Here is a 22,343-nt window from a genome sequence, read left to right on the forward strand (position 1 = left end):
CCGCCGCCCAGGCCAGCGCCCCGGTGACGACCGACCGCGTCGATCTCGTCGATGAAGATGATGCAGGGAGCGTTCTTCTTGGCCTGTTCGAACATGCCGCGAACCCGCGAGGCGCCGACGCCGACGAACATCTCGACGAAGTCAGAACCCGAGATCGAGAAGAAGGGCACGCCCGCCTCGCCTGCCACCGCCCTGGCCAGCAGGGTCTTGCCGGTTCCCGGCGGCCCCACCATGATCACACCCCGGGGTGGCTTGGCACCGGCCGCGGCGTAGCGGTCCGGATCGCGCAGGAAGTCCACGACCTCGCCGATCTCCTGTTTCACACCTTCGTACCCGGCCACGGCGGCGAAGCGGGTGGCCGGCCGCTCCGCCTCGATGATCTTCGCCTTGGAACGGCCGAACCCGCTCGTTCCACGCGACACGCCTCCTCGCGAGCCGCGCAGGATCCACCAGAAGAGCCCGCCCATCACGATGAGCGGCAGGAAGGAGGTCAGCAGCGGGCCGAAGCCGCCGCTGGAGGAGGTGGCGGTGACTTGCACCTGCCTGGCCCGCAGCAGGCTGTCGAGGTCACGGACGTCCAGCGCAGTGGGGATCTGGGTGTCGAACGTGTCGCCGTTCTTCAGCGTGACCGAGGTCGCGCCGGCGTCGTCCATCGTCACGGCCCGCACCTCGCCGCTCTCGACCTTGGCCACGAAATCGCTGTACGGCGTGCTCGCGGGCACCTGCATCGCCAGCAACAACGGCCCCAGCAGCCAGGCCAGCAACACCAGCAGAGCGCCGGCCCACAACCACCGCCCGCCGCCCTTGGCCGGCGTCCCGGCAGGCGGCGTGGGCTTCCTCTCGGGCCCGGGCCGCGCGGTCCGGGTGGGATGCCGCAGCGGGGTGAGACGCGAGATCGGCGCGCCGCGACGGGTCATCTCACGCTCTGCACGACGCGTGCGTCGGGGCCGGGGAAGACCAGGGTCTCCCGCTCGCTGTCCAGCCAGCGCACGGTGTAAGGCGGTGAGCCGTCGGCATGACCGACGTGCACGATCACCCCTTCGCGGCGGTTGTCACCACCGTGCGTCCCTTCAACGATCAGCTTGTCGCCTGCTGCCGCTCGCATCGCGATCGCCTCCGTCCTCATCCGTACCTGTCACTCCCACCCTGTCCCGGCCGCCTGCCGGGCAGCAGGGCCGGAAGTCAGCGGGGCGCGGGACCTTCGGCCCGAAACCTGGGGCTCGCTCCCGGTGGGAAGGATCGCCTGGTCACGGGCCGGGCAGAGGCGACCTTCGTCAGCCCCAGGACCAGTTGCGGATCGCGGCGGGGTCCTCCCCGTGCTCGCGGGTGTAGGCGCGCGCCTGCAGCCTGGCGTCCGCCATCTGCTGCCGCAGGTGCGCGGCCGTGGTGCCCAGGCCGGGGACGCGGTCGATGACGTCCATGACCAGGTGGTAGCGGTCGATGTCGTTGAGCATGCACATGTCGAACGGCGTGGTGGTGGTGCCCTCCTCCTTGTAGCCGCGTACGTGCAGGTTGGCGTGGCCGCGGCGGCGGTAGGTGAGGCGGTGGATGAGCCAGGGGTAGCCGTGGAAGTTGAAGATGACCGGCTTGTCCACGGTGAAGAGCGTGTCGAACTCGGCGTCCGACATGCCGTGCGGGTGCTCGGACGGCGGCTGGAGGCGCATCAGGTCCACGACGTTGACGACGCGTACCTTGAGCTGGGGCAGGTGCTCGCGCAGGATCGCGGCGGCCGCCAGCGTCTCCAGCGTGGGGACGTCCCCGGCGCAGGCCAGCACGACGTCGGGCTCGGCGCCCTCGTCGGTGGAGGCCCACGGCAGGATGCCCAGCCCGCGGGTGCAGTGCGCGATGGCCTCGTCCATGGTGAACAGGTCGAGCACCGGCTGCTTGCCCGCCACGATCACGTTGACGTAGTCGCGCGAGCGCAGGCAGTGGTCGCCGACGGAGAGCAGCGTGTTGGCGTCCGGCGGCAGGTAGACCCGGACGACCTCGGCCTTCTTGTTGACCACCACGTCGAGGAAGCCGGGGTCCTGGTGGCTGAAGCCGTTGTGGTCCTGGCGCCAGACGTGGGAGGACAGGAGGTAGTTGAGCGAGGCCACCGGCCGCCGCCACGGGATCTTCTTCGCCGTCTCCAGCCACTTGGCGTGCTGGTTGAACATGGCGTCGATGATGTGGATGAACGCCTCGTAGCAGTTGAACAGCCCGTGCCGGCCGGTCAGCAGGTAGCCCTCCAGCCAGCCCTGGCACAGGTGCTCGCTCAGCACCTCCATGACGCGCCCGCCGGCGGCCAGGTGCTCGTCGGTCGGCTCGATCCCGGCGTTCCAGGCCCTGGCGGTGGTGTCGAAGACGGCCTGCAGCCGGTTGGAGGCGGTCTCGTCGGGTCCCATCAGCCGGAACGTGCGCGGGTTGGCGGCGATCACGTCGCGCAGGAAGGCGCCCAGCACCCGGGTCGGCTCGGTGGACTGCGACGCGGGGGATTTGACCTCCACGGCATAGTCGCGGAAGTCGGGCAGCGTGAGCGGGGCCAGCAGTTCGCCACCGTTGGCGTACGGGCTCGCGCTCATCCGCAGCGGCCCCTCCGGGACCGTCTCCAGCAGGGCGGGCACCGGGCGGCCCGCGGCGTCGAACAGCTCCTCCGGCCGGTACGAGCGCAGCCACTCCTCCAGCATCGCCAGGTGCTCAGGGTCGTCGCGGACACCCGACAGCGGCACCTGGTGGGCTCGCCACGTCCCTTCGACGGGCAGCCCGTCGACCTCGCGCGGGCCGGTCCAGCCCTTCGGCGTGCGCAGAATGATCATGGGGAGCCTGGCGGACCGGCCGTCCTTGTAGGAGGCGATCTGGTCGAACACGGTGTCCAGGGTGCCGGCCATCTCCTCGTGCGATGGGCCGACGATGTGGGGGCGGTAGCCGTACCCCTCCATGAGCTTGACCAGCTCGTCCTCGGGGATCCTGGCCAGCACGGTCGGGTTGGCGATCTTGTAGCCGTTGAGATGCAGGATCGGCAGCACGACGCCGTCGCGCTCGGGGTCGAGCAGCTTGTTGGAGTGCCAACTGGCCGCCAGCGGGCCGGTCTCCGCCTCGCCGTCGCCGACCACGCAGGCCACGACCAGGTCCGGGTTGTCGAAGGCCGCGCCGTACGCGTGCGCGAGCGAGTAGCCCAGCTCGCCGCCCTCGTGGATGGATCCCGGCGTCTCCGGCGCCACGTGGCTGGGAATCCCGCCGGGGAAGGAGAACTGCCGGAACAACCGGCGCATGCCGTCGGCGTCCTGGGAGATCTCGGGGTACTTCTCCGAGTAGGAGCCTTCCAGCCAGGCGTGCGCGACCGCCGCCGGGCCGCCGTGCCCGGGGCCGGCGATGTAGATCATCTCTTGGTGGCGCTCGGCGATGATCCGGTTGAGGTGGGCGAAGCAGAAGTTCAGGCCAGGGGTCGTGCCCCAGTGGCCGAGCAGGCGCGGCTTGATGTGCTCGGGCCGCAGCGGCTCGGTGAGCAGCGGGTTGTCCAGCAGGTAGATCTGCCCCACGGACAGGTAGTTCGCGGCGCGCCAGTAAGCATCGATTCTCTGCATCGTCGTCATGTCTTCGATGCTGTCGAAGGGGCGGCCTGCGGCCTAGGGACCTTGGTCCTCGATCTCGCGGGTCACACGGTTCCGGCTGCCGGATGCCCCGTCCGGCGCCGGCCCACGGGCAGCCTGAGCTCCTTGAGGGCGAGGATCGCCGTACCGGCGAGTGTCCAGGCGGCCACCACGGCCAGGTCGGCCCAGGGGAACGGCCGGCCGGCCGGGTCGAGCACGGCGAGCAGCGCGTGGGAGATGTGCCTGAGAGGGAAGACCTCGCCGACCAGGCGCAGCACGCCGGGCAGCTCGCCGCCGATGACGAACACGTCCGAGACGAAGGCGAGCGGGAGGAAGGTGCCGAGGGTGATCGCGTTGACGGCCTGCTGCCTGGTCACGAACGCCACCACCACGGCGGCGAGGACGCCGGAGCAGGCGCCGCCGAGCACGATCGCGGCGAGCGCCCCGGGGATCATGGCGGGTCCGATCCCGGCTCCGAAGCCGAGCGCGGCCACCGCCGCCAGCACGGCAGTGGTGGCCAGTGTGACCAGGAGTGCGACGGAGAGGTTGCCCGCGTAGTAGGCCCAGCGCGGAAGCGGGGTGCCCGTCAGCCGTTTGAGCACCCCGCGCTCGCGGTCGCCCGCGATCGTCTCGGCGATGTTGACGAAGGAGGCCACCCCCACCGTGTACGTGGTCATCGCGGCGAGCATGAAGACCGGCAGCGGCACGCCCGAGGCCCGCGCCCCGCCGAAGATCAGCGAGATCAGCGTGAGGAGCAGCACCGGCAGGACCAGCGTGAAGAAGGCCGTGGACGCGTTCCGGGCCAGTCCGATCCACGCGTGCCCCGCCTGCCCGGTCAGCAGGCGCCACGGCGTGGGGCGGCCCGGCCGTCGCGACGGCCGGCGGGTCGCCGCACGAGCCGTGGCGGACCGGGCCGCCGGACGGTCCCAGCGGAAGCGCCATACGGCCACGCCCGCTCCGCCGATCCCCCAGGCCGCCAGCACCGCCAGGTGGCCGGTGTGGAAGCCGGAGCCGGCCAGGAACGGGTTCATGGCGTCGCGGACGGCGTTGGCCAGATGCCGCAGCGGGAAGATCCAGCCCAGGGCGTCCAGCCAGGCCGGCAGCCGGGCGCCGACGAGGATGATGTCGGAGATGAACGCCAGGGCGAGCAGCAGCCCGGTGCCGATGAGTTGCACGGCCGCCGCGCTGCGCACCAGCCCGACCACGGCGAAGCCGAGCGCGGCGAAGCAGACCGCCCCGGCCAGGAGGGTGAGAAGCAACGCGGGCAGCGTGCGCCAGACGATCTGCACGTCGTAGAAGAGCAGGCCCGCGGTCAGCAGCAGGGCGGCCGTCAGCAGAGCGGTCACCAGCGCGGCCCCGATCAGCCCGGCCAGCACCGCGAGAGCGGGCACCGGCGTGCCGCGCAGCCGCTTGAGCCAGCCGCGATCGCGCAGGTCGGCCAGATGGATGGCCAGCGCGCCGAAGCAGCCCTGGGCGACGCCGAACACCATCATGACCGGGATGACGAACTGCATGACTGTCACGCCGGTGCCGGGTCCCACGATCGCGTTGCCCACCGCGGCACCGACGATCACCGTCATCAGCAGGGGCATCGCGATGGTGAAGACGGCCGCCATCGGAGTACGGAAGAAGGAGGCGATCTCGTGCCGGACCAACCGGGTGATCATGATGTCGCCTCGCCCACCAGGTCGAGATAGACCTCCTCGAGCGATGGCCGGGCCAGCGTCAGCGAGGTCAGCTCGGTGCCGCGGTCCAGCGCCCAGCCGGTCAGCGTGTGCATGTCCCGGGCCGGCTGGGCCGTTTCGATGGACACGACGGGACCGCGTGCTTCGACGTGGCCGGTGAGGGCAGGCAGATCGGCCGGCATCGTCCCCGCGGGCAGCCGGAAGGACAGCACGCTGGTGTGCCCGGCGCCGATCAGCGCTTCCGGCGCGCCGGCGGCGACCAGGCGTCCCTCTCGCAGGACCGCCACCCGGTCGGCCAGGTGCTGTGCCTCGTCCATGTAGTGGGTGGTGAGCAGGATGGTCGTGCCCGACGAGCGCAGCCCCTCGATCAGCTCCCAGGCGCGGTGCCTGGCCGAGGGGTCGAAGCCGGTGGTCGGCTCGTCCAGGAACAGCAGCTCGGGCCGCCCGGCCAGGCCGAGGGCCAGGTCCAGGCGGCGGCGCTGGCCGCCGGACAGCGTCCGTACGCGGGCGTCGCGCTTGTCCTTGAGCCCTACCTGCTCGATGACCTCGTCCGGGTCCCGGGGACAGGGGTAGAAGCCGGCGTACAACCGCAGCAGTTCGACGACGGAGAACTCCTCCTCGAACCCGGCTTCCTGCAGCACGATCCCGATGTGCTCGCGGTAGCCGCGACCGCCGGTTGCCGGGTCGAACCCGAGAACCGACACCTCGCCGGCGTCCCGGTCACGGTGCCCTTCCAGGATCTCCACCGTCGTGGTCTTGCCCGCGCCGTTCGGTCCGAGCAGCGCGAAGACCTCTCCTCGCTCGACGGTGAAGCTCACCTCATCGACGGCTTTCACCGTTCCGTAGGTCTTGGTCAGTCCTTGTACGATCACCGCCGACATGTTCGCTCCTTCCGCGTACCTTCAGGTTCGGCGGCGGCCAGGCGGTCCGGACAGGGCCGAAAGGCACGCCATCGGGCCTTCAGCGGGATCAGTGATCTCTCAGCGGGATTCCGTGATGCGGAAGACCGGGACTTGACCCGCGATCCGCTCGAACTCCGCCAGGGGCGCGCGCCGGTCCACGGGCACGTGAGGCCGCGCACCCGGCGCGAGGTCCAGATAGCGGCGCAGCACGGGTGCCCGCGCCCCGGGCTCGACCTCTTCCAGCCGGACCTTCACCCGCCGGCCGTGCCGCAGCACCGCCCGCCCGCCGGCCGCGCGCACGTTGAGCACCCAGTTCGCGTCCTGGCCGAGCATCGACACCAAATACCGCTCGCCCTCGTAGTCGGCGGCCACAAGCGGGAAGGCGATGACGCGGCCGGTGCGCCGTCCGCGGACTTCCAGGGTCACCGCTCGTCCCACCCACCCGGTCGAGTGCAGCCCCCTCCAGGCCAGGTTCATCGCCCGGGCAACGCGGTTCGGCCGGCCGCCCGGATAGAGCCAGTGGTGCCAGCGCTGCCATAGCCCTGAATCGTGTTTCATGATTCCACCTGCTTCAGAGTCGCGGGTCAGCTCGCCCATGCGCGCAGCCCTTGCGGGCGTCCGGAGCTGCGCGTCCGGGCCAGCGATTCCTTCTCGAGAAAGCGGACCCATTGCGGGGTCAGCCCGAGCTTCGTGGCGATCTGCCGGGGTGTGTGCCGGCCATGCCCGTCCAGCCCGAAACGCAGCCGCAGGATGAGCGCCTGCCGCGGTGCCAGCCCCGCGACGAGGGAGTCGATCACCTGCCTGAGCGCCTTCTCCTCGACGAGCCGCTCCGTGGCACGGCACTGGTCGTCCTCCAGCAGGTCCCCCAGGGTGTAGCGCTGCGCCCCCTCCCCCGTCGTCAGGTCGAGGCTGAGGCAGGTCCACGGCAGCTGGCGCAGTGCGGTGAGTTTCGCCGGCTCCTGCTGTGCCTCCTCAGCCAGTTCCCGCTCTGTCGGGGCCCGCCCGAGCCGATGGGCGGCATCCGCCTCCACCCGGGCGATCTTGATGAGCTGGTCCTGTACGGCGATCGGCAGCCGCACCGCGTGCGCGTGTTCCAGTCCGCGCTGGATGGCCTTGCGGATCCACCAGGTGGCGACCGTGGAGAAGCGGTTGCCCCGGGTGTGGTCGAAGCGGTCGACGGCCTCGATCAGCCCGAGGTTCCCGTCCTGGATCACGTCCGCCAGGGACATGCCGCGGTTGGCGTACCGTTTGGCGATCGACACGACGAGCCGCAGGTTCGCCTCGATCATATGCTTCCTGGCGGCCCGCCCGTCGGCGGCCACGGCCGCCAGCTCGGGGTCCGCGGATCCTTGCTCGATCAGGTGGGCGGCGTAGGCTCCGGCCTCCATCCGCCTGGCGAGCGCGGTCTCCTCGTCGGCGGTCAGCAGCGGGGTCGCGCCGATCCTGGCCAGATAGTCGCCCACCTGGTCCCACGAGCTCGCCTGGACGGCCGTCGTGCCGCCCTGCCCCCGGCGAGCGGGCCGTGAGCCGTTCGATCCGGTAACGGTCATCTCTCCTCCCTTCATCTCTCACAGGACACGCCGAAGATCTCTCCCGGCCAAGCGCCGAAAGACCCCATGAATGGGGACCTTCGCCCCGAGGCCGCCGTCCTCACGACCCGTCCGCGCCGCCCCGACACGACGAGACACCCACCCCCGGGTGGCGGGGATGGGCGAGTCGAGAGGGCCGCTACTTGAGCCAGGGGGTGCGCTGGACGATGGGCAGGTTGCCCAGTCCCAGCGTGGTCCCCGCGCCGGCCAGGGCCAGTCCGATGAGGACGATGGAGTAGATGAGGTGGTCATCCAGGAAGGGGTTGTTGGCCAGGGGCAGCTCGGCCGCCCACATCAGCACCAGCAGGAGAGTGCCGGTGACGGCGGCGATCCGCAGGCCGACGCCCAGGACGAGCGCGAGGCCGATGCCCAGCAGGCCGGCCATGAACAGCCAGTCCACCCACCCCTGCCCGGCCAGGCCGGAGAAGAAGCCACCCAGCGCGTTCTCGCCGGTGCCCTTGAGGAACCCGGTCGTCGGGCTGCCGCCCTCGATCCAGGCCCGGTTGGCGGGGGTGGCGAAACCCCAGCCGAACGTCTTGTCCAGGAACGCCCACAGGAAGATCCAGCCGATCGCGATCCGGGCGGCCGCCCAGACGTAGTCGACGGGGGGCGTCGCCTTGCCGACGCCGGGGTCCATCGCGGGCTTGCTGATGGTGGTGGCCATGGCGGGCCTCCCTTTCTGTTGTGGCGTATGTCCTTGTGCACCTCCATCACAGCGATTCCGGCCGCCCGCGTTCAGTGCCGTACGGCCCTCGCCGGCGGGACCTTGGTCCTCTCGCTCCACGATGTCGGGCACCGGACGGCGGGGCACGTCCTTGGCGTCGAGGGTGACGCCCAGCCTCATGATCATCTGGGGGTGCTCGCCGGCGAAGAGCTCCTGGCGCAGGAACTCGCGCAGGGGCTCCATCTCCAGCGCCTGGGTGTGGAAGGCGGCGCTGACCCCGTGCGCGGAGGCGTGCAGCAGGACGCGCTGCAGCGCCTGGCCGCTCGCGATCCACTCCTCGCGGCTGTCCCCCGGCGTGCTCAGCACGGCCACGATCCCGGTCGCCGTCGCCCTCTCGTCGGCTTCGCCACCCCAGTCGTAGTGACGCTGGGGGAAGCCCGAGTCCGTCGGAGCCACCTCTTGCGGGTAACTCGCGGCCGGCACCCCGTCGGTGCGGGTGCTGCCTTGACCAGCGACTCGATCAGCTCACCCGGGACCGGCACCTCGGCGAAGCCGGCCCGGTGGGTGCGGCGCCGCTGGATCTCGCCGCCGAGCACCCAGGTGTGCTCGCCGGCCTCGACCTCGTCGCCCGGCCTGATCGTGACATCGCTCACCTGCAGTTTCCTGGCGGTGTCGGCCCCCAGGCTGATCTCCTCGCCGGAGACGGCGAAGGTCCAGGGCTGGGTGTTGTGCACTGACGGGGCCCAGCGGCCTGCCTCCGCCGTCGCGTCCAGTGCCTGCTTCGGCGATCGGATGCTCATGCTCCACCTCCAGGAGACGATGAGCTCAGCGCATCACAGCTGAGGCGTCCGGTGAAGCGCGCCCGCCCGTTGCTCGCCAGGCCCTGGGCGTCGCGTCGTACGGTCCCGATGCCAGGCGAAGGAGCATCGGCGCTGTTGTAGCGCCGGCCGGCGCTACAACAGCGGCGGGACGAGGAAGAGGTCGTCCTTGCTCGCGGTCACCTCGCACACCACGTCAATGACGCCTTCGACCGCCCTGACGGCTTCGGCGAGGGCGGTGGCCTGCGACCGCGTCCCGGCCTCACCCCTGATCGTCACCACGCCGCCGTCCACCTCGATGGAGAACCGGTCCGGCTCCGCCAGCACGGACCTGATCTCCGCCTTGAGCTCGTCGGCGGGGCGGGTGAAGACCCGCAGGACGTCCCGCTGGTGCAGGGTGCCGACGATCCGCCCGGTGACCGGATCGATCACGGGCAGCTGCTTGATGCGCCTGTCGTGCATCAGCCGGGCCGCGTCCCGCAGAGGGGCGCCCGGTGTGACGGTGATCGCCGGCGAGGTCATGAGCTGGCTCGCGGTCACCGCCGCGGCCTTGTGCTGCTCCTGACGCTGCCTGCGTGATTCGAAGATCGTCGTGCTGTGCCGTACCGGATCGGCTTCCTTGAGCAGGAGGTCGTCCTCGGAGACCACTCCCACCGGCCGCCGGTCGGCGTCGATCACGGTGACCGCGCCGACCGCGAACCTCTTCATGGCGGCCACGATTTCCGCGAATGACGAGCCTTCCAGCACCGCGATGGCCACACGGCCCATGACGTCCCTGACTTCGATCGACATGATGTCCTCCTCACTTTCACCTCCCACGCTCCCCCGATCAGCGCCGGACCGGCAGCGGCGAAGGTCCCGGAGTCCGAGGCCCTAGGGCCTGCTTCAGAAGTGGATCACCTGGGTGGTCCACTTCCGAGATGATCTTTGTGTGGGTCGGGGTGATTTGAGCGCCGCGCAGTGGGCGATGCTGGAGCCGCTGTTGCCGGTAGGCAGGACGGCGGGCCGTCCGCCGGTCTGGGCGAAGCGGAAGCGGGCCCTGCCCCCGAAGTGTGGACACGGGTTGTTATGCGGCGAGCAGCACCTTATCGGTGGTTTGCTGCTCGTAGTCGATAGGGCTGAGGTAGCCGAGGGTGGAGTGTCTTCTCCGGGTGTTGTAGCGGGTGATCCACTTGAAGACGGCCAGGCGGGCCTCGCGCGCCGAGGGCCAGCGCTTGGCGCCCTGCAGTGTTTCGCGTTTGAGGGTGGCGTTGAACGCCTCCGCCGCGGCGTTGTCGGCGCTGGTGCCGACGGCTCCCATGGACTGACGCACGCGCGTCTTCGCCCCCTACACCTGACAGACCCTGGTGGTTTATGGGCAAGTCCAGACGCCCCATTGATCACCGGGCTTAGCTCAGTAAGAAAGGCACGGTGCACGAGGTGGCGTCCGGAGTCCGGTGTAAATCGGGGGCGGGGTTCCGGCTTCATGGTGAGGTTACGCGGTGCGATGGCGGTTCGGTGTGATCGGCTCTGCGGGGCTGGTGGCGTGTTGGAGTCGGAGGTGGTCGCTGAGATCAGGGACGTAGTGCTGTTGTGGCGGATTGGAGCAGGTGGACGAGGCTGTCGCGTTGGGTGCTGGGCCAGGAACTGAAGCGGGTGGCCAGGGTGGTGTTGATGGCCTGCTGGAACTGGCCGGTGACTACCTCGCCCTGGGGGGTGAGGTGGACCCGGGTCATCCGGCGGTCGTTGGGGTCGGGTTGGCGGGTGAGCAGGCCGCGTCGCTGAAGCCGGTCGACCAGGCCGGTGATGTTGGTTTTGTCGCAGTGCAGCAGGGTCGCGAGCTCGCCGAAGGACGGCTGCAGATGTTGGGCGAAGCACAGCAGTTGCGCTTGCTGGGGGGTTAGTCCCAGCCGGCGGCTCGCCGTGCTGAACAGGCCGTCGATCTCCATGAAGACGCCGATCAGCGCCTCGACGAGTTCGTCATTGAGTGCGGAGGCCATGACAGCAGTCTACTACCTGGACAGTTGACACCCTCTACCAAATTGGTCGATCCTATGGACTATCCATAGGATCGACCAATTGGAGGGGTTATGCGTATCGAGGATCGGGTCGCAGTCGTCACCGGCGGATCGCGCGGCATCGGACGGGCGATCAGCGACCGGCTCGCCGCGGCGGGGATGCGCGTCGTCATCGGCTCCCGCGACCAGGAGGCGGCCGCGCAGGCGGTGGACCAGATCAAGGACGCGGACGGGCTGGCCACCGCGGTCCGCACTGACATCACCCGCCCCGAGGCGGTCAAGGAGTTGTTCGATGCGGCCGAGAGCCAGTACGGCCGGGTGGATGTGTGGGTGAGCAACGCGGCCACGGCGACCGCTGGGCCGCTGGCCCGCGCCACCGATGACGACTTCGACCAGTACCTGCACGCCAACGTGCGGTCCACGTTCGTGGCTCTGCGCGAGGCCGCGCAGCGCATCAGCGACCACGGCCGGATCATTTTGATCTCTTCCGCGCTGACCGTGTCGCCGCTGCCCGGCATGGCGCTGCTGGCCGCAAGCAAGGCCGCCGGTGACCAGCTCGCCCGCACACTGGCCTGGGAGGTGGGCTCCAGATCCGTCACGGTCAACAGCGTCCTGCCCGGCCTGACCCGCACCGACGTCATCGACACCGTGCCCCCGCACGTCATTGACGACGCCAAGGCCCGCACACCGCTGGGCCGCCTGGGCGAACCAGGCGACATCGCCGACGTCGTCGCGTTCCTGGCCTCCGACGCCGCCCGCTGGATCACCGGCCAGACCATCAACGCCGCCGGAGGCATGATCTAACGAGTTGGCGCCGGGCCAGGGCCGGATGGCGCACAATCCTAGAGACCTTGGCCACGATCACCGGACCGTCCGCAAGCTGGTTACGCGGTCGCGGTGATGGTCTGGTGATCGGCAGGGTGGAGTGGGGCGGCGTGTCGGGGTTGGAGCTGGCGAGGCGGGTCGAGGAGCGAGTGGCGCAGGTCCTGCAGGAGCCCGAGCCCGGCGGGTGTCATAGTCAGTCCGCGCCAGCCGCGGGAGGCGCGGTCAAGGACGGCCCAGGCGATGCTGACGCAGCTGGTCTCACCCGGGAACCGGCCGATGACCTTGGCGCGGCGGCGGGTCTCGCCGAAGGTGCGCTCGATGAAGTTGGAGTGGCGGATCCGCTGGTGGTGCTCGGCGGGGAAGCGTAGGTAGGCGGTCAGTCCTTCGCGGTCGGTGTCCAGGATCTTCATCGCGGCCGGGTAGGTGGCGCGGTAGCGGTCGATGAACTCGCTCAGGCGGTGGTCGATCAGCTCGACCAGTTGCGGACCGGGCTCGGTCTTCAGGTCGTTGGTGTCGAAGACGGCCCAATAGCGGTCGCGGATCTCGGCTTGCATCCCCGCAGGAGTCTTCGCCATGACATTGCGCAGGCGATGGATCAGACATCTTTGGCGCAGCGCGGCGGGGAAGACCTGCTCGATCGCGGCGATCAGGCCCTTGGCGCCGTCAGAGATGACTAGCAGCGGGCAGGCCAGCCCACGGTCGCGCAGGTCGGTCATGAAGTCAGCCCATGCGTCGGTCGACTCGCCCGATCCTGGGGCGAGGCCGACGAAGACCGGCTTGCCGTCGGTGGTGATGCCCCATGCCGCCAGGATCGGTTCGGCCGGCGAACCAGGGTGCATCCGGAAGAACGAGGCATCCAGGAACAGGTAGTCCACTACGACGTCATCCAGCCGCCGGCGGGCCCAGGCGTCGTACTCGGCTCTGATGGCCTTGCAGACCTCGCTGACGGTGGAATTGGAGATCGCGGCCTGGTCGCCGAGCGCGTCAGCGAGAGTGGCCTCGACGTCACGGACGGACAAGCTGCGCACGAACGAGGCGATCACCATGACTCCAAGGCGTGGGTCTTGGTGACGTGCTTGCCGAACAGGCGGGAGGCGAACGCGGCAGTCGTGCCGCACAGCTTCGGCCGCTCCAGCTGGATGGGCCCGGCGGTGGTCTTCACCGTCACTTCCCGGTAGCCGTTACGCGAACCTGGCTGGGCGTCGGGGACCGAGGCGGCCCGCTGGTAGTGGTTGCGGCCCAGGAACTCGGTCACCTCGGCCTCCAGCGCCGTTTGAAGCAGCAGCTGCGCCCCAAGTCGGGCCACCTCCTCCAGAATCTCAGGCAACTCACGATCGGAGGCGAACAGAGCATCGATCCTGACGCGGACACGGTCGGTCGGTGATACTCGTGCGGACACGGGTGCGGGTCCCTTCCTTCGAAACTTCGCAGGTCTCGAAGCTGGAACCTACGCCCGTTCCTCATTTACACCGGCTTCAGGACGCCGCCCCGTGTGCACGAGAAGTGCAGGGTCTTGGGCAGTGTCCAGGGCATTCGTCAGGTCCTCAAGGCGGTTCGCGATGGCGACATACCGGCGCGCCCGTCGGGCCAGGTAGGAGTGCGTTTGGTCACTGTCGCCGTGCTGAGCTGTAACCTCGATGACCCTCAGGCCGTAGCGGGCCGTGTGGACGGACATCGCACGGGCGGGGCCAGCCTCGCCTGTACGCTCGCCGTGGTAGCTGGGGTCGAGCACGACATGGCCGGGAATGACAAGGCGTCGCTTTCATGATGTTGGGCCTATCGTGGTGTGGTCGGCAACATCTACGGTCTCGCCATGGGGATGTCAGCCGGTGAACTGGTGGGCGAATCTGTTGCAGGGCGCCATCTCGGCGGTGATCAGCGGCGTGGTAGCTGCGCTGACGGCGTGGCTGGTAGTTCGTGCAACACGGCAGAACGATCGGCGCCTCGCCCTAGAGATGGAGTCGCGCGCAGCGGCGATGAGGCTGATTGGCGCCTGTTCCGCTCTCATAGATCGATTCAGTAGCATCAGTGACGATCAGTGGGCGGCTGAGGGGCCAGCCCTTTCGGTGTCGTTCCATGCTGATGTGCTGAGCGCTGCTGCCTGTATCGCAAGCGTCGATGTGACCTTCGCCGACCAACTCGTTAAAGATCTCGAAGACGTGGAAGCAGTCCTCGGGGAGCTCATGGCAGCGAGCACGAGGGGCGTCGAGGCCGCAGGAACTGTTGCGCCACGCTTTGCCGAGACGTTCATGCCGTTCCGCAATTCCGTCCTGAACTGGTTGGCCAGTCGCCAGGTATGAAGTTGTTCGCGGCGACTAAGGCGTGTTTCAGAAGTGGGCTGCGTGTGACTGTGCTGCGTGGCGGCGGTCGATAGTTGGCGAGGTCTTCAGTAGAAGGTTCGTCGTCCAAGACAGAACTGAACACCGGAGACCTCGTGGCCACGACACCGGCGGCGAGACGGCACGATCTGACCGACGCGCAGTGGGCGGTGCTGCAGCTGTTGCTGCCCGTTGCGCCGGTGTTGGCCAGATCGGTGAGGAAGTCGTCAAGGCGCCGGGCAGCGGGTGCGCACGGCCGAGCTGCTGGACGATGACCAGGGTTCATGCTGCCCATCCTTCACCGGGCCGCTCCGGCTGCCGCTCGACGTGCTGACTCCGGTAAAGGTCCGGTCACGGGCGCGTGATCAGGATGGTCAGGCCGTCGAGCAGGCGTTCGAGGCCGAAGGCGAACAGCGACTCCAAATCGAGCTCCGTGCCCGGCTCCGCGACTTGAGCGATCAGCGGCCCGTCGATGGAGAGCCGAGCCGTGCTCCACTGCCTGCTGGTCATACCCGTGTCCAGCTCGGCGCCGACCTCGCTTTCGATGTTCACCGCCGTCCCTCGCACATAGTTGACCATCGTGGCGTAGGTGTGCATTCGAGTACTCGAGTCCAGGCCGAGGCCGTCGAGTGCGCGCAGGGTCCACAGCCCGTATGCCAGCAGCCCCGGGAGCGTGACCGGCCGGGTGATGGACACCAGCCGCGGCAACCAGGGATGACGCTGGTAGGTCGCCCACTGCAGCTGAGCGGCAACCCGCAGGTGGGAACGCCATCCCGGTGGCGGCTCCGGATAGCTGATCTCAGCGAACGCGGCGTCGGCGATCAACTGAGTGAGCTCGGCCTTGGCCTCGAGGTGCCGGTAGAGGGTCATGGTGGCGACCCCGAGCTTGGCCGCCACCGCCCGCATGGACAGCGCGGCCAGGCCGTCGGCGTCGGCGATCTCCATGGCCGCGTGGACGACCCGGTCGCGTTCGAGACCCCCGGCCGAACGCGAGGGCAGTCTCCGGGGAGCGACCACGGCGCCGACCCGAGAGGCAGACTCGATGGCACCTGCATGCTTGAGCGCGGCCAGCGCCTTGGTGGCCGTCGCCATGGCGACGCCCCACTCATGCATGATCGCCCTGGTGGTGGGGATGGGATCGCCGGGCCGCAACTGTCCATCGGCGATGCGTCGCTCGATGTCGGCGACGATCCGGAGGTACGGCGGTTGCGGATCGTTCACGAGGCCATGTTGCCACGCCTCAGCGGTCAGGCAGCCAGTTGCCGTGCAGGCCGAGCGGCACCCTGACAGGGAGTTGGACGCGCGCGACGGGCTCGCCGGTGAAGTCCTGGGCCGAGAGGATCACTAGGTCGCTGGCGTTTCGGAGGGGGTTGTGCACGTACGTGAGCAGGTACCCCTCGTCCTCCCCTTGCCCGGCGGCGGCGAACACGGCCTCCCCGACCGCCTCGTCCTTGCCGAACCCGTGCACCTCGGCCGTCCCCCGTTCCAGGTCATGCTTGACCAGGGCGTTGGTGAAGGCGTCGTCTGGCGGCATGCCCGCGGGTGCGAACGGGATTCCGTACAGGGCGGTCGCGGCCGAGTAGCCATATCGGTACGGGCGGGTGGTACGCGCCTCGTTCACGCGCGGGAAGTCCTGCGGCCGGTCGTCGATGCGCCGCTGGTGGATCTTGTCCGGTTCGATCGTCCAGCGGTCCAGCGTGGGCCGGATCGCCCCAGGGGCGGCGGGATCGAACGGCCCTTCGGCCGTGACCAGGTCGACCACGACCGAGTCTCCGTCGTCGTAAGCGTTGAGCGTGTGGCTCACATGGATCGGGTCGATGTCCAGCCAGCGCACGTCACCACCAGTCCGCGGCATGACGCCCACTCGCGTCGGGTGCTCCGGCAGCCACCGGCAGTCGAACCCGTCGAAGCCCAGCGGCGTGTCCCACAACACCACGTGGTTCTCGGTGAGCGCGAAGTCGTGCATGAACGGCGTCCGCGTCATAGGGATAGCGGTGGTCTGGACGACGCTTCCCCCGACGTCGGTCACGATGTACTGGACGAAGTCGCGGCCCAGCATGTACGACAGCGAATGCAGCTCGCCGGTGAGCGGGTCGTGCTTGGAGTGCGCCCCCGCCGTGAACCCCTCCGCGGTCCCTCCCAGATCGCACACGCCCACGGTGTTCAGCTCTTCGTCCAGCTCAGCGGGCGGCAGGCCACCCTCCGCCATGGCGAAGGTACGCTGGGCGTGCTCGATCACGTGCACCATGGGCGCGAAGCCCGGTGTGCGCACGAAGCGATTGCGGTACCACTCGGCCTGGCCGTCACGCAGTCGCACCCCGTGCACCATGCCCTGGCCCATGCCCCAGATGTGCACAATGGGGTCTTCCACGCCCAGCGGGTTGGGCCCGTTGCGCAAGTAGCGGCCGTTGAGCTCGGCCGGGATCCGCCCGGTGACCGGGAGACTATAGGTGGTGACCTCTTCAGTGACGGGCGCGAAGGGCCCTTCCAGATACCTCATGTGAACACCGTACGCAGGAGAATGCCTGAGCCTGCGGCCGCGATGGGAAATGCCCTGCTGTGCACTAGTGCAACAGCATGAGCCCGCCCGAAAAAGGCTCTCGCGGCACGGACGATGGAACCGGACCACCGACCGAAGGTGCTGGTGGCGGCGGTGTTCGGCTGAGCGGACGAGGCCCTGCCCACGCTTCGCCGGGGCGCCGGTCGAGGCGGTCGCGCTCGACCTCACCCACGCTCTGCCGAACACGGTCGACGTGCTGGCTGACAAGACCGTCGTCGCCGGTGTCGTGTCCGGACGGGCGGTGATCGCCCGGCGCCGGCTGGGGCACGGCGTGGCGTTGACCGATAACGAGCAAGGTCTCCGGAATCTGGTATATCGACCAAGACGCACCAAGAATCGGAGACCTCGTGATCACCCTACCGGTGACGAGGAGGCACGACCTGAACGACGCGCAGTGGGCGGTCCTCGCCCCGTTGCTGCCTGTAGCTTCGGCGAAGGGTCGTCCGCCAAAATGGAGTAAACGGCAGCTGATTGACGGGATCCGGTGGCGGATCAGGGTTGGTGCGCCGTGGCGGGACGTCCCGGCCGAGTACGCGCCCTGGCAGACGTTGTATGGGTTGTTTCGCCGTTGGCAGCGGGACGTAACCTGGCAGTTGCTGCTGACCGCGTTGCAGGCGCACGCCGATGCGGCCGGACGGATCCGCGGGGATGTCAGCGTGGAATCCACCACGGCCCGCGCCCATCAGCATGCCGCCGGCGCCCGCCGAGACGGTGCGGCGCAGAAGGAGCCGCCTGGCGGGGTGGACACCGAGCCAGACGACCACGCGTTGGGGCGTTCCCGGGGCGGGCGGACCACGAAGGTCCATCTCGCTTGCGAGCAGGGATGCAAGCCGCTGTCGCTGCTGTTGACCGGCGGTCAGTGGTGACAGCCCGCAGTTCGTGCCGGTCCTGCAACGCATTCGAGTTCCTCGGCTGGGTGGCGGTCGGCCCCGGACCCGGCCAGATCGGGTCCTGGCTGACAAGGCGTACGCGGCCAGAGCCAATCGGGCCTACCTGCGCGGGCACGGGATCCGGGCGACGATCCCGACCAAGGCCGACCAGGCCGCCAACCGGCGCAAGCTGGGGTCGAAGGGCGGACGCCCGCCGGCCTTCGACCCCGGGCGGTACAAGCAACGCCATGCCGTGGAGTGCGGTATCAACCAGCTCAAACGCAACCGCGGCATGGCCACCAGGTACGACAAACTCGCCGTGCGCTACCAGGCCACCCTGAGCATCACCGCGATCAACGAGTGGCTCTGACCCAACTTATGAAACACCGCCTTAGGTCCCCGGAGAGCCCGGCGATCCGGGGCCGAAGGACCCTGTCCGGTACGCCGGGCGAATGGGTAGCCTCCTGCGGGGCAGCGCGTTGGGCTCCAGTCCTGTCATCACTACGAAGGGCATGCTCATGACACACGCCGGCGACTTCGGACGTCGCATCACCCATCACCGTACGAGACTCGACCTCACCTTGAAGGAGGTCGCCGATCGCGCGGACATGTCTGCCGGATACGTCCAGTACCTGGAGGACCATCTGGAGACGCCCGACAGGGGCACGGTGACCCGGCTGGCCAAGGCTCTTGAGACCACCGTGGAGGACCTGCTGGGCGGTGGCCGCGACCGCCCGCCGGGCCCGGGGCCCGCCACGGCCGACCCGGTCCTGCAGGTGCTGGAGCCCGAGGAGTGCCTGCGCCTGATCGCGCCGGGCGGGATCGGCCGGGTCGCCTTCAACGGCTCGCACGGGCCGACGGTGCTGCCCGTCAACTACAAGATCCACGACGGCGCCATCGTCTTCCGCACCGCCCGCGGCGGCCCCATGGACCAGGATCTGCGCACCGGGCTCGAAGGCGTGGACATCAAGATCGGTTTCCAGGTGGACCGCATCGACGAGGCCCAGCGCGGCGGCTGGAGCGTCCTCGTCCAAGGGCCGGCGCACCACGTGCCGGAGGACGAAGTGGCCACCGTGAGCGAGGCCGGGGTCACGCCCTGGGCCGGCGGCGAACGCCACCTGTACATCCGCGTCGTACCGCACCAGATCACCGGCCGCCGCGTCCACGGCCTCTGACCCCGCCCTCCGGGCCCGGGGAGCAGGCGAGGACACTCGCCGGGCGGTGGGCGGCTCCGCCCGGCCGGCCGGGGACGCTCGCCGCTGCTCGCCTCGCCGGCCTGGAGAACCCGCGACCTGCCTCAGGTGGCCGGCGCCGGCAGTGCGGGCACCGCGGCGCCGGCGAGCTCGTGCCGCAGCCCGGCGACGAGTTCGTCCAGATCCGGGACGCCGTCGGGGTCGGCGATGACCGTGATGGTCAGCGTGCCCGCGTAGGACAGGACCTCGAAACTCACCGTCACGTTGCCGCTCTCCGCGACCGCCACGGGAATCATCTGCCGGATGGTGGCGCCGGCGAAGGTCAGCGGCCGGCCAGGGCCGCGCACGTTGCTGACCAGGGTGTGGATGCGGCGCTGGTGGCGCAGGTACCACCGGTAGGCCCCGAACGCGGCCAGCACCCGGAACATGGGGCCGAACAGCCCGGCCGCGGAGGCTTCCGCGGCCGCCTTCTTCCGCCCGGCGAGCAGCGCGGCGATCCGCACCATCCGTTGCCCCGGCAGGCCGGCGACGGGCAGGGCGGCGATCAGCACGCCGAACCGGTTGCCGAGCTCGCTGGAGGAGGCGATGGGCCGCGCCGACACCGGCACCGAGACCGACAGCTCGCCGACGTGCTCGCCACGCCGCCGCAGCACTCTGCCCAGCGCTCCGATGATCGCCGTCAGGAGCGCGTCGTTGACGGTGCAGCCGTGGCGGTGGGCCGCGGATCGCACGGCCGCGAGGTCCGCCCGTACGACCGCGAATCTCCGGCGCGGGCCGGTCGGCCGCAACAGCGAACAGCGGGCGATGGGCTCAGGCCACAGCCCGCCCGTCGCCGCCATGGCCGTCTTCGCGTCCCGCGCGTAGCCGCGCACTCGGCCGAGCGCGCGCAGCCGTTCGGCGAAAGCGTCGGCGGCGAGGCTCCGCAGGGACGGCGGGGGCACCGGGAAGCCGCCGGGCGCGGGCCGTCGCGCCGGATCGACGAGGGCCGCCAGGAGGGCGAGGCCGCCGATCCCGTCGGCCAGCACGTGGTCGAAGGCGACGATCAGCGCCACCGCGCCGTCGCTCAGCCCGGTGACGAAGACCGCCGTCCACCGCGAGGGCGGGAGCGGGCCGGTCAGCACCTCGGCGGCCAGGTCCAGCAGCGCCCGCTCGTCTCCCGGCGCGGGACATGTGCGCTCCCGTACGTGCAGATCGAGGTCGAAGCGCGGATCGTCCACCCATACCGGGCGGCCGCCGCCGAACGGCACGCGTACCAGCCGCCGCCGCAGCCGCGGCACGGATCGGATCCGGTCCGCCACCAGCGCCGTCGCCTGTGCCACCGAGAACCCCGTCCCCGGGTCCAGCAGCAGGACGGCGCCCGCCCGTTGCGACAGCGAGGCGCCCGCGCCCATCGCGAGCATGGCGACGTCCGATGGGCTGGCGCGGTCGATCACCGCTCCGCCTCCCACGGCGCGCTTCCGCCGGCTGTCGCCACGTGGCGTGCCCAGCGGCGGGATCACCGGGCATCTGCCGGGACGAGCGCGGAACAGCCGATCTCGTGCGGTCACCTTCATGGCGAACTCCTCGTCTCCGCTCCGAAAAGGAAGGATCTCGGTCCTGTGTCCAGGCGTTCACACCTCAGGCCACTGTGACGTCGGGGTCGAGGTACGCAGCGCCGCCGGGCTGCGGTCGGTGCAGGCCACGACGCGGTCCACGAAGTCCGGTCCCGGCACGTGCAGCGACTCGCGGGCCACGCCCGAGGCTCGGTGTTCGAGCAGGTAAACCGGCCTCGTCTCCGAGCAGTTCCGTCAATTTCATCTGGGCTCCGTTCCTTGTCGGCTCCGAGCACCGGCCCTCCCCGGCCGGCGCATTCGTGTACAGGTGCCGGTCCCCGGCGGGGCACAGCCTGTCGATCAAGGCAGGCGGACGTAGCCGTGGCGCGTCTTCCACAGGAAGTACTTCTCGAACATGACCTTGGCCGCATGCGACTGCGGCCCTGGGATCATCACGCCGAACTTGCGCGGCGGCAGCATCCGGTCGGCCAGGATCAGCACGCCGTTGTTGCCCGCGTCCATGACGCAGACGGCCGGGATCGCGCCGAACTCCTTGTGCGCGGCCGGCTCCTCACCGCGGATCTGTGCCGCGATGTTGGCCGCCGCCACGCGGGCCTGGACCTCCGTGGGGAAACCGGTCTTGGGCACGCCCACCGGGATGGCGGCCGTCCACGGCACCTTGACCGCCGCCGCGACGCCCACCGCGTAGATGTCGGGGAAGCCTCGTGACTGGTAGGTGTCGCGCACGGGGACGAAACCGCTCTCGTCCGCCAGTCCCGGCACGCTCCGCACGACCTCCTGGCCGGTGAACGGGGGCACGATCATCGCGTACGCGTAGGGCAGGTTCCGGCCGTCGGCCAGGCGCAGCTTGCCGGGCGCGATCTCCTCCATGGCGACCCCCGTGACCGCCTCGATGCCCTCCTTCTTCAGGAAGAGCCTGAGCAGCTTCTCGCCGCCGGGCAGCCCGCCGATGCCGAAGTGGCCGAGGAAAGGCTCGGCGGTCACGTACGTGAGCGGCACCCGGCCGCGCAGCCCCGCCTTCTTGAGCTGGTACGAGGTGTTGAACAGGAACTCGTAGGCCGCGCCGAAGCACCCCGCGCCCTGCGTCGCACCGATCACGACCGGGCCGGGATCATCGAGGTAGCCGCGCCACCCCTCCCCCGCCCGCACGGCATCGGCCAGCGTGGTGATCGTGTGGGCGCCGTCGGCACCGTCGACGGGGTGAACAGGAAGCGGTCCGACTCCGACACGACCGTGACGTCGACATCCCCGTCCAGCTCGTGCCGGACACCGAGCGCGACGTGCAGCCCGGCGAAGTTGCCGCCCAGGACCAGCACTTTCTTCCGCATGTGAATCACCGTCCTGCACTCCACCTTGGCAAGCGGCCTCCGGGCGGGGTACGCGCGAAGGTCCCGAGCCGGGCGGCGATGGTCCCGCTCGGCTCGCGGACTTTCGCCTCTGCCGGGACGGCCGCGCGCGGGCGTGAGATGGAGACGAACGACTGACGAGGAGGAGGCCGAGGACATGGAAGCCAAGCAGTGGACCGTGCAGATCTACCTCGCCGAGGACGGCGACGACACCTATGCGAGAGCCGTTCTGACCACCCGGGATCGCACCGAGCTGGCGGGCACGGGGCGTGCCCGGCGCAACCCGTCCGATCCCGCGGTGCCGGAGATCGGCGACGAGCTGGCCGCCTCGCGCGCGCTGGCCGACCTCGCCGAGAAGCTCGCCGTCGTCACGCGGCGCGACATCGGAGACCTCGCCGCCGGCCCGGCATCGGTGCGCTCGTGGTGAGCCCGTTCGGGTGGCGGCAGGGGCGACG

The 22,343-nt window shown here is 69.9% G+C and carries 22 protein-coding genes and 2 pseudogenes; 5 read left to right on the forward strand and 19 right to left on the reverse strand.

Going from position 1 to position 22,343, the window contains the following annotated elements; genetic code table 11:
- The 12 genes and pseudogenes from ETD85_RS67265 to ETD85_RS12660 form a co-directional block, all read right to left on the reverse strand.
- Window positions 1–917, reverse strand: a 917-nt coding sequence (locus ETD85_RS67265; protein ID WP_138689853.1) for an ATP-dependent metallopeptidase FtsH/Yme1/Tma family protein, incomplete at its 3' end; no start/stop codon positions are given.
- Window positions 914–1,105, reverse strand: coding sequence for a DUF1918 domain-containing protein (locus ETD85_RS12605; RefSeq protein ID WP_138689854.1), 192 nt, complete (start codon window positions 1,103–1,105; stop codon window positions 914–916). The genes ETD85_RS67265 and ETD85_RS12605, both read right to left, overlap by 4 nt.
- A 169-nt stretch (window positions 1,106–1,274) precedes the next feature.
- Window positions 1,275–3,572 carry a phosphoketolase family protein gene (locus tag ETD85_RS12610; RefSeq protein WP_138689855.1) on the reverse strand — a complete coding sequence of 766 codons (2,298 nt, stop codon included), beginning with the start codon at window positions 3,570–3,572 and terminating at the stop codon, window positions 1,275–1,277.
- A gap of 62 nt (window positions 3,573–3,634) precedes the next feature.
- Window positions 3,635–5,236: an ABC transporter permease gene (locus ETD85_RS12615; protein ID WP_138689856.1), complete on the reverse strand. Its 1,602-nt coding sequence runs from the start codon at window positions 5,234–5,236 to the stop codon at window positions 3,635–3,637.
- Window positions 5,233–6,135 (reverse strand): ABC transporter ATP-binding protein, encoded by a 903-nt coding sequence (locus ETD85_RS12620; RefSeq protein WP_138689857.1) that lies wholly within the window; start codon window positions 6,133–6,135, stop codon window positions 5,233–5,235. The genes ETD85_RS12615 and ETD85_RS12620 overlap by 4 nt, the downstream gene beginning before the upstream one ends.
- A 99-nt stretch (window positions 6,136–6,234) precedes the next feature.
- Window positions 6,235–6,714 (reverse strand): nitroreductase/quinone reductase family protein, encoded by a 480-nt coding sequence (locus ETD85_RS12625; protein ID WP_138689858.1) that lies wholly within the window; start codon window positions 6,712–6,714, stop codon window positions 6,235–6,237.
- A 26-nt stretch (window positions 6,715–6,740) separates the two neighbouring features.
- On the reverse strand, window positions 6,741–7,706 hold the full coding sequence (locus ETD85_RS12630; RefSeq protein ID WP_170246646.1) for a sigma-70 family RNA polymerase sigma factor: 966 nt from the start codon (window positions 7,704–7,706) through the stop codon (window positions 6,741–6,743).
- Between the two features lie 178 nt (window positions 7,707–7,884).
- Entirely contained in the window at window positions 7,885–8,409 is a 525-nt protein-coding gene (locus ETD85_RS12635) for a hypothetical protein (protein WP_138689919.1), read from the reverse strand.
- A 359-nt stretch (window positions 8,410–8,768) separates the two neighbouring features.
- Window positions 8,769–9,209, reverse strand: a complete 441-nt coding sequence (locus tag ETD85_RS64605; RefSeq protein ID WP_206058271.1) for a nitroreductase family protein — start codon at window positions 9,207–9,209, stop codon at window positions 8,769–8,771.
- 153 nt (window positions 9,210–9,362) lie between these two features.
- Entirely contained in the window at window positions 9,363–10,019 is a 657-nt protein-coding gene (locus tag ETD85_RS12645; protein ID WP_138689860.1) for a CBS domain-containing protein, read from the reverse strand.
- Window positions 10,020–10,293: 274 nt separating this feature from the next.
- Window positions 10,294–10,539: pseudogene (locus ETD85_RS12655) on the reverse strand (integrase core domain-containing protein); the annotation flags it as partial.
- 241 nt (window positions 10,540–10,780) lie between these two features.
- Window positions 10,781–11,206, reverse strand: coding sequence for a MarR family winged helix-turn-helix transcriptional regulator (locus ETD85_RS12660; protein ID WP_206058272.1), 426 nt, complete (start codon window positions 11,204–11,206; stop codon window positions 10,781–10,783).
- Between the two features lie 90 nt (window positions 11,207–11,296).
- Here ETD85_RS12660 and ETD85_RS12665 point away from each other — a divergent pair, with 90 nt between their 5' ends.
- Window positions 11,297–12,028 (forward strand): SDR family NAD(P)-dependent oxidoreductase, encoded by a 732-nt coding sequence (locus tag ETD85_RS12665; protein ID WP_138689861.1) that lies wholly within the window; start codon window positions 11,297–11,299, stop codon window positions 12,026–12,028.
- Window positions 12,029–12,108: 80 nt separating this feature from the next.
- On the opposite strand, the pseudogene ETD85_RS12670 reads toward ETD85_RS12665, so the two are convergent.
- Window positions 12,109–13,448 (reverse strand): annotated as a pseudogene (locus ETD85_RS12670) (IS256 family transposase).
- A 430-nt stretch (window positions 13,449–13,878) separates the two neighbouring features.
- Between ETD85_RS12670 and ETD85_RS12680 the strand changes: the two are divergent.
- A complete protein-coding gene (locus ETD85_RS12680; protein ID WP_138689864.1) occupies window positions 13,879–14,349 on the forward strand; it encodes a hypothetical protein in 471 nt (156 codons plus the stop codon).
- A 369-nt stretch (window positions 14,350–14,718) separates the two neighbouring features.
- Here the strand turns inward: ETD85_RS12680 and ETD85_RS12685 are convergent, their stop codons facing one another.
- Both ETD85_RS12685 and ETD85_RS12690 read right to left on the reverse strand, forming a co-directional pair.
- Window positions 14,719–15,588: a TetR/AcrR family transcriptional regulator gene (locus ETD85_RS12685; protein ID WP_138689865.1), complete on the reverse strand. Its 870-nt coding sequence runs from the start codon at window positions 15,586–15,588 to the stop codon at window positions 14,719–14,721.
- Between the two features lie 19 nt (window positions 15,589–15,607).
- Window positions 15,608–16,867, reverse strand: a complete 1,260-nt coding sequence (locus ETD85_RS12690; RefSeq protein WP_138689866.1) for a carotenoid oxygenase family protein — start codon at window positions 16,865–16,867, stop codon at window positions 15,608–15,610.
- A gap of 395 nt (window positions 16,868–17,262) precedes the next feature.
- Between ETD85_RS12690 and ETD85_RS12695 the strand changes: the two genes are divergently transcribed.
- Window positions 17,263–18,166, forward strand: a protein-coding gene (locus ETD85_RS12695) for an IS5 family transposase (RefSeq protein ID WP_206058276.1) whose coding sequence is annotated in 2 segments (ribosomal slippage) — window positions 17,263–17,789 and window positions 17,788–18,166 — 906 coding nt in all. Because the reading frame shifts where the segments join, the coding sequence is not laid out codon by codon here.
- Window positions 18,167–18,308: 142 nt separating this feature from the next.
- Window positions 18,309–18,971, forward strand: coding sequence for a helix-turn-helix domain-containing protein (locus ETD85_RS12700; RefSeq protein ID WP_240779114.1), 663 nt, complete (start codon window positions 18,309–18,311; stop codon window positions 18,969–18,971).
- A gap of 122 nt (window positions 18,972–19,093) precedes the next feature.
- On the opposite strand, the gene ETD85_RS12705 is transcribed toward ETD85_RS12700, so the two are convergent.
- The 4 genes from ETD85_RS12705 to ETD85_RS12715 form a co-directional block, all read right to left on the reverse strand.
- A complete protein-coding gene (locus ETD85_RS12705) occupies window positions 19,094–20,542 on the reverse strand; it encodes a wax ester/triacylglycerol synthase domain-containing protein (RefSeq protein WP_138689867.1) in 1,449 nt (482 codons plus the stop codon).
- Between the two features lie 57 nt (window positions 20,543–20,599).
- On the reverse strand, window positions 20,600–20,722 hold the full coding sequence (locus ETD85_RS66805) for a hypothetical protein (RefSeq protein WP_276617220.1): 123 nt from the start codon (window positions 20,720–20,722) through the stop codon (window positions 20,600–20,602).
- A gap of 159 nt (window positions 20,723–20,881) precedes the next feature.
- On the reverse strand, window positions 20,882–21,640 hold the full coding sequence (locus ETD85_RS12710; RefSeq protein ID WP_138689868.1) for an NAD(P)/FAD-dependent oxidoreductase: 759 nt from the start codon (window positions 21,638–21,640) through the stop codon (window positions 20,882–20,884).
- Entirely contained in the window at window positions 21,637–21,870 is a 234-nt protein-coding gene (locus tag ETD85_RS12715) for a hypothetical protein (protein WP_138689869.1), read from the reverse strand. The genes ETD85_RS12710 and ETD85_RS12715 overlap by 4 nt, the downstream gene beginning before the upstream one ends.
- 175 nt (window positions 21,871–22,045) lie before the next feature.
- Between ETD85_RS12715 and ETD85_RS12720 the strand changes: the two genes are divergently transcribed.
- The gene (locus ETD85_RS12720) at window positions 22,046–22,315 is read left to right on the forward strand and encodes a DUF1876 domain-containing protein (RefSeq protein ID WP_138689870.1); all 270 of its coding nucleotides are present in this window, start codon (window positions 22,046–22,048) and stop codon (window positions 22,313–22,315) included.
- The last annotated feature ends 28 nt before the right edge of the window (window positions 22,316–22,343 follow it).

Source organism: Nonomuraea zeae (assembly GCF_005889725.1).
GTDB lineage: Bacteria > Actinomycetota > Actinomycetes > Streptosporangiales > Streptosporangiaceae > Nonomuraea > Nonomuraea zeae.

Coding starts and splice junctions, on each gene's coding strand:
- ETD85_RS12690 (WP_138689866.1), bottom strand. CDS start 16,867: ATGAGGTATCTGGAAGGGCCCTTCGCGCCCGTCACTGAAGAGGTCACC.
- ETD85_RS64605 (WP_206058271.1), bottom strand. CDS start 9,209: ATGAGCATCCGATCGCCGAAGCAGGCACTGGACGCGACGGCGGAGGCA.
- ETD85_RS12715 (WP_138689869.1), bottom strand. CDS start 21,870: ATGCGGAAGAAAGTGCTGGTCCTGGGCGGCAACTTCGCCGGGCTGCAC.
- ETD85_RS12610 (WP_138689855.1), bottom strand. CDS start 3,572: ATGACGACGATGCAGAGAATCGATGCTTACTGGCGCGCCGCGAACTAC.
- ETD85_RS12705 (WP_138689867.1), bottom strand. CDS start 20,542: ATGAAGGTGACCGCACGAGATCGGCTGTTCCGCGCTCGTCCCGGCAGA.
- ETD85_RS12615 (WP_138689856.1), bottom strand. CDS start 5,236: ATGATCACCCGGTTGGTCCGGCACGAGATCGCCTCCTTCTTCCGTACT.
- ETD85_RS12635 (WP_138689919.1), bottom strand. CDS start 8,409: ATGGCCACCACCATCAGCAAGCCCGCGATGGACCCCGGCGTCGGCAAG.
- ETD85_RS12660 (WP_206058272.1), bottom strand. CDS start 11,206: ATGGCCTCCGCACTCAATGACGAACTCGTCGAGGCGCTGATCGGCGTC.
- ETD85_RS12625 (WP_138689858.1), bottom strand. CDS start 6,714: ATGAAACACGATTCAGGGCTATGGCAGCGCTGGCACCACTGGCTCTAT.
- ETD85_RS12620 (WP_138689857.1), bottom strand. CDS start 6,135: ATGTCGGCGGTGATCGTACAAGGACTGACCAAGACCTACGGAACGGTG.
- ETD85_RS12700 (WP_240779114.1), top strand. CDS start 18,309: ATGCTCATGACACACGCCGGCGACTTCGGACGTCGCATCACCCATCAC.
- ETD85_RS12645 (WP_138689860.1), bottom strand. CDS start 10,019: ATGTCGATCGAAGTCAGGGACGTCATGGGCCGTGTGGCCATCGCGGTG.
- ETD85_RS12605 (WP_138689854.1), bottom strand. CDS start 1,105: ATGCGAGCGGCAGCAGGCGACAAGCTGATCGTTGAAGGGACGCACGGT.
- ETD85_RS12665 (WP_138689861.1), top strand. CDS start 11,297: ATGCGTATCGAGGATCGGGTCGCAGTCGTCACCGGCGGATCGCGCGGC.
- ETD85_RS12720 (WP_138689870.1), top strand. CDS start 22,046: ATGGAAGCCAAGCAGTGGACCGTGCAGATCTACCTCGCCGAGGACGGC.
- ETD85_RS12630 (WP_170246646.1), bottom strand. CDS start 7,706: ATGACCGTTACCGGATCGAACGGCTCACGGCCCGCTCGCCGGGGGCAG.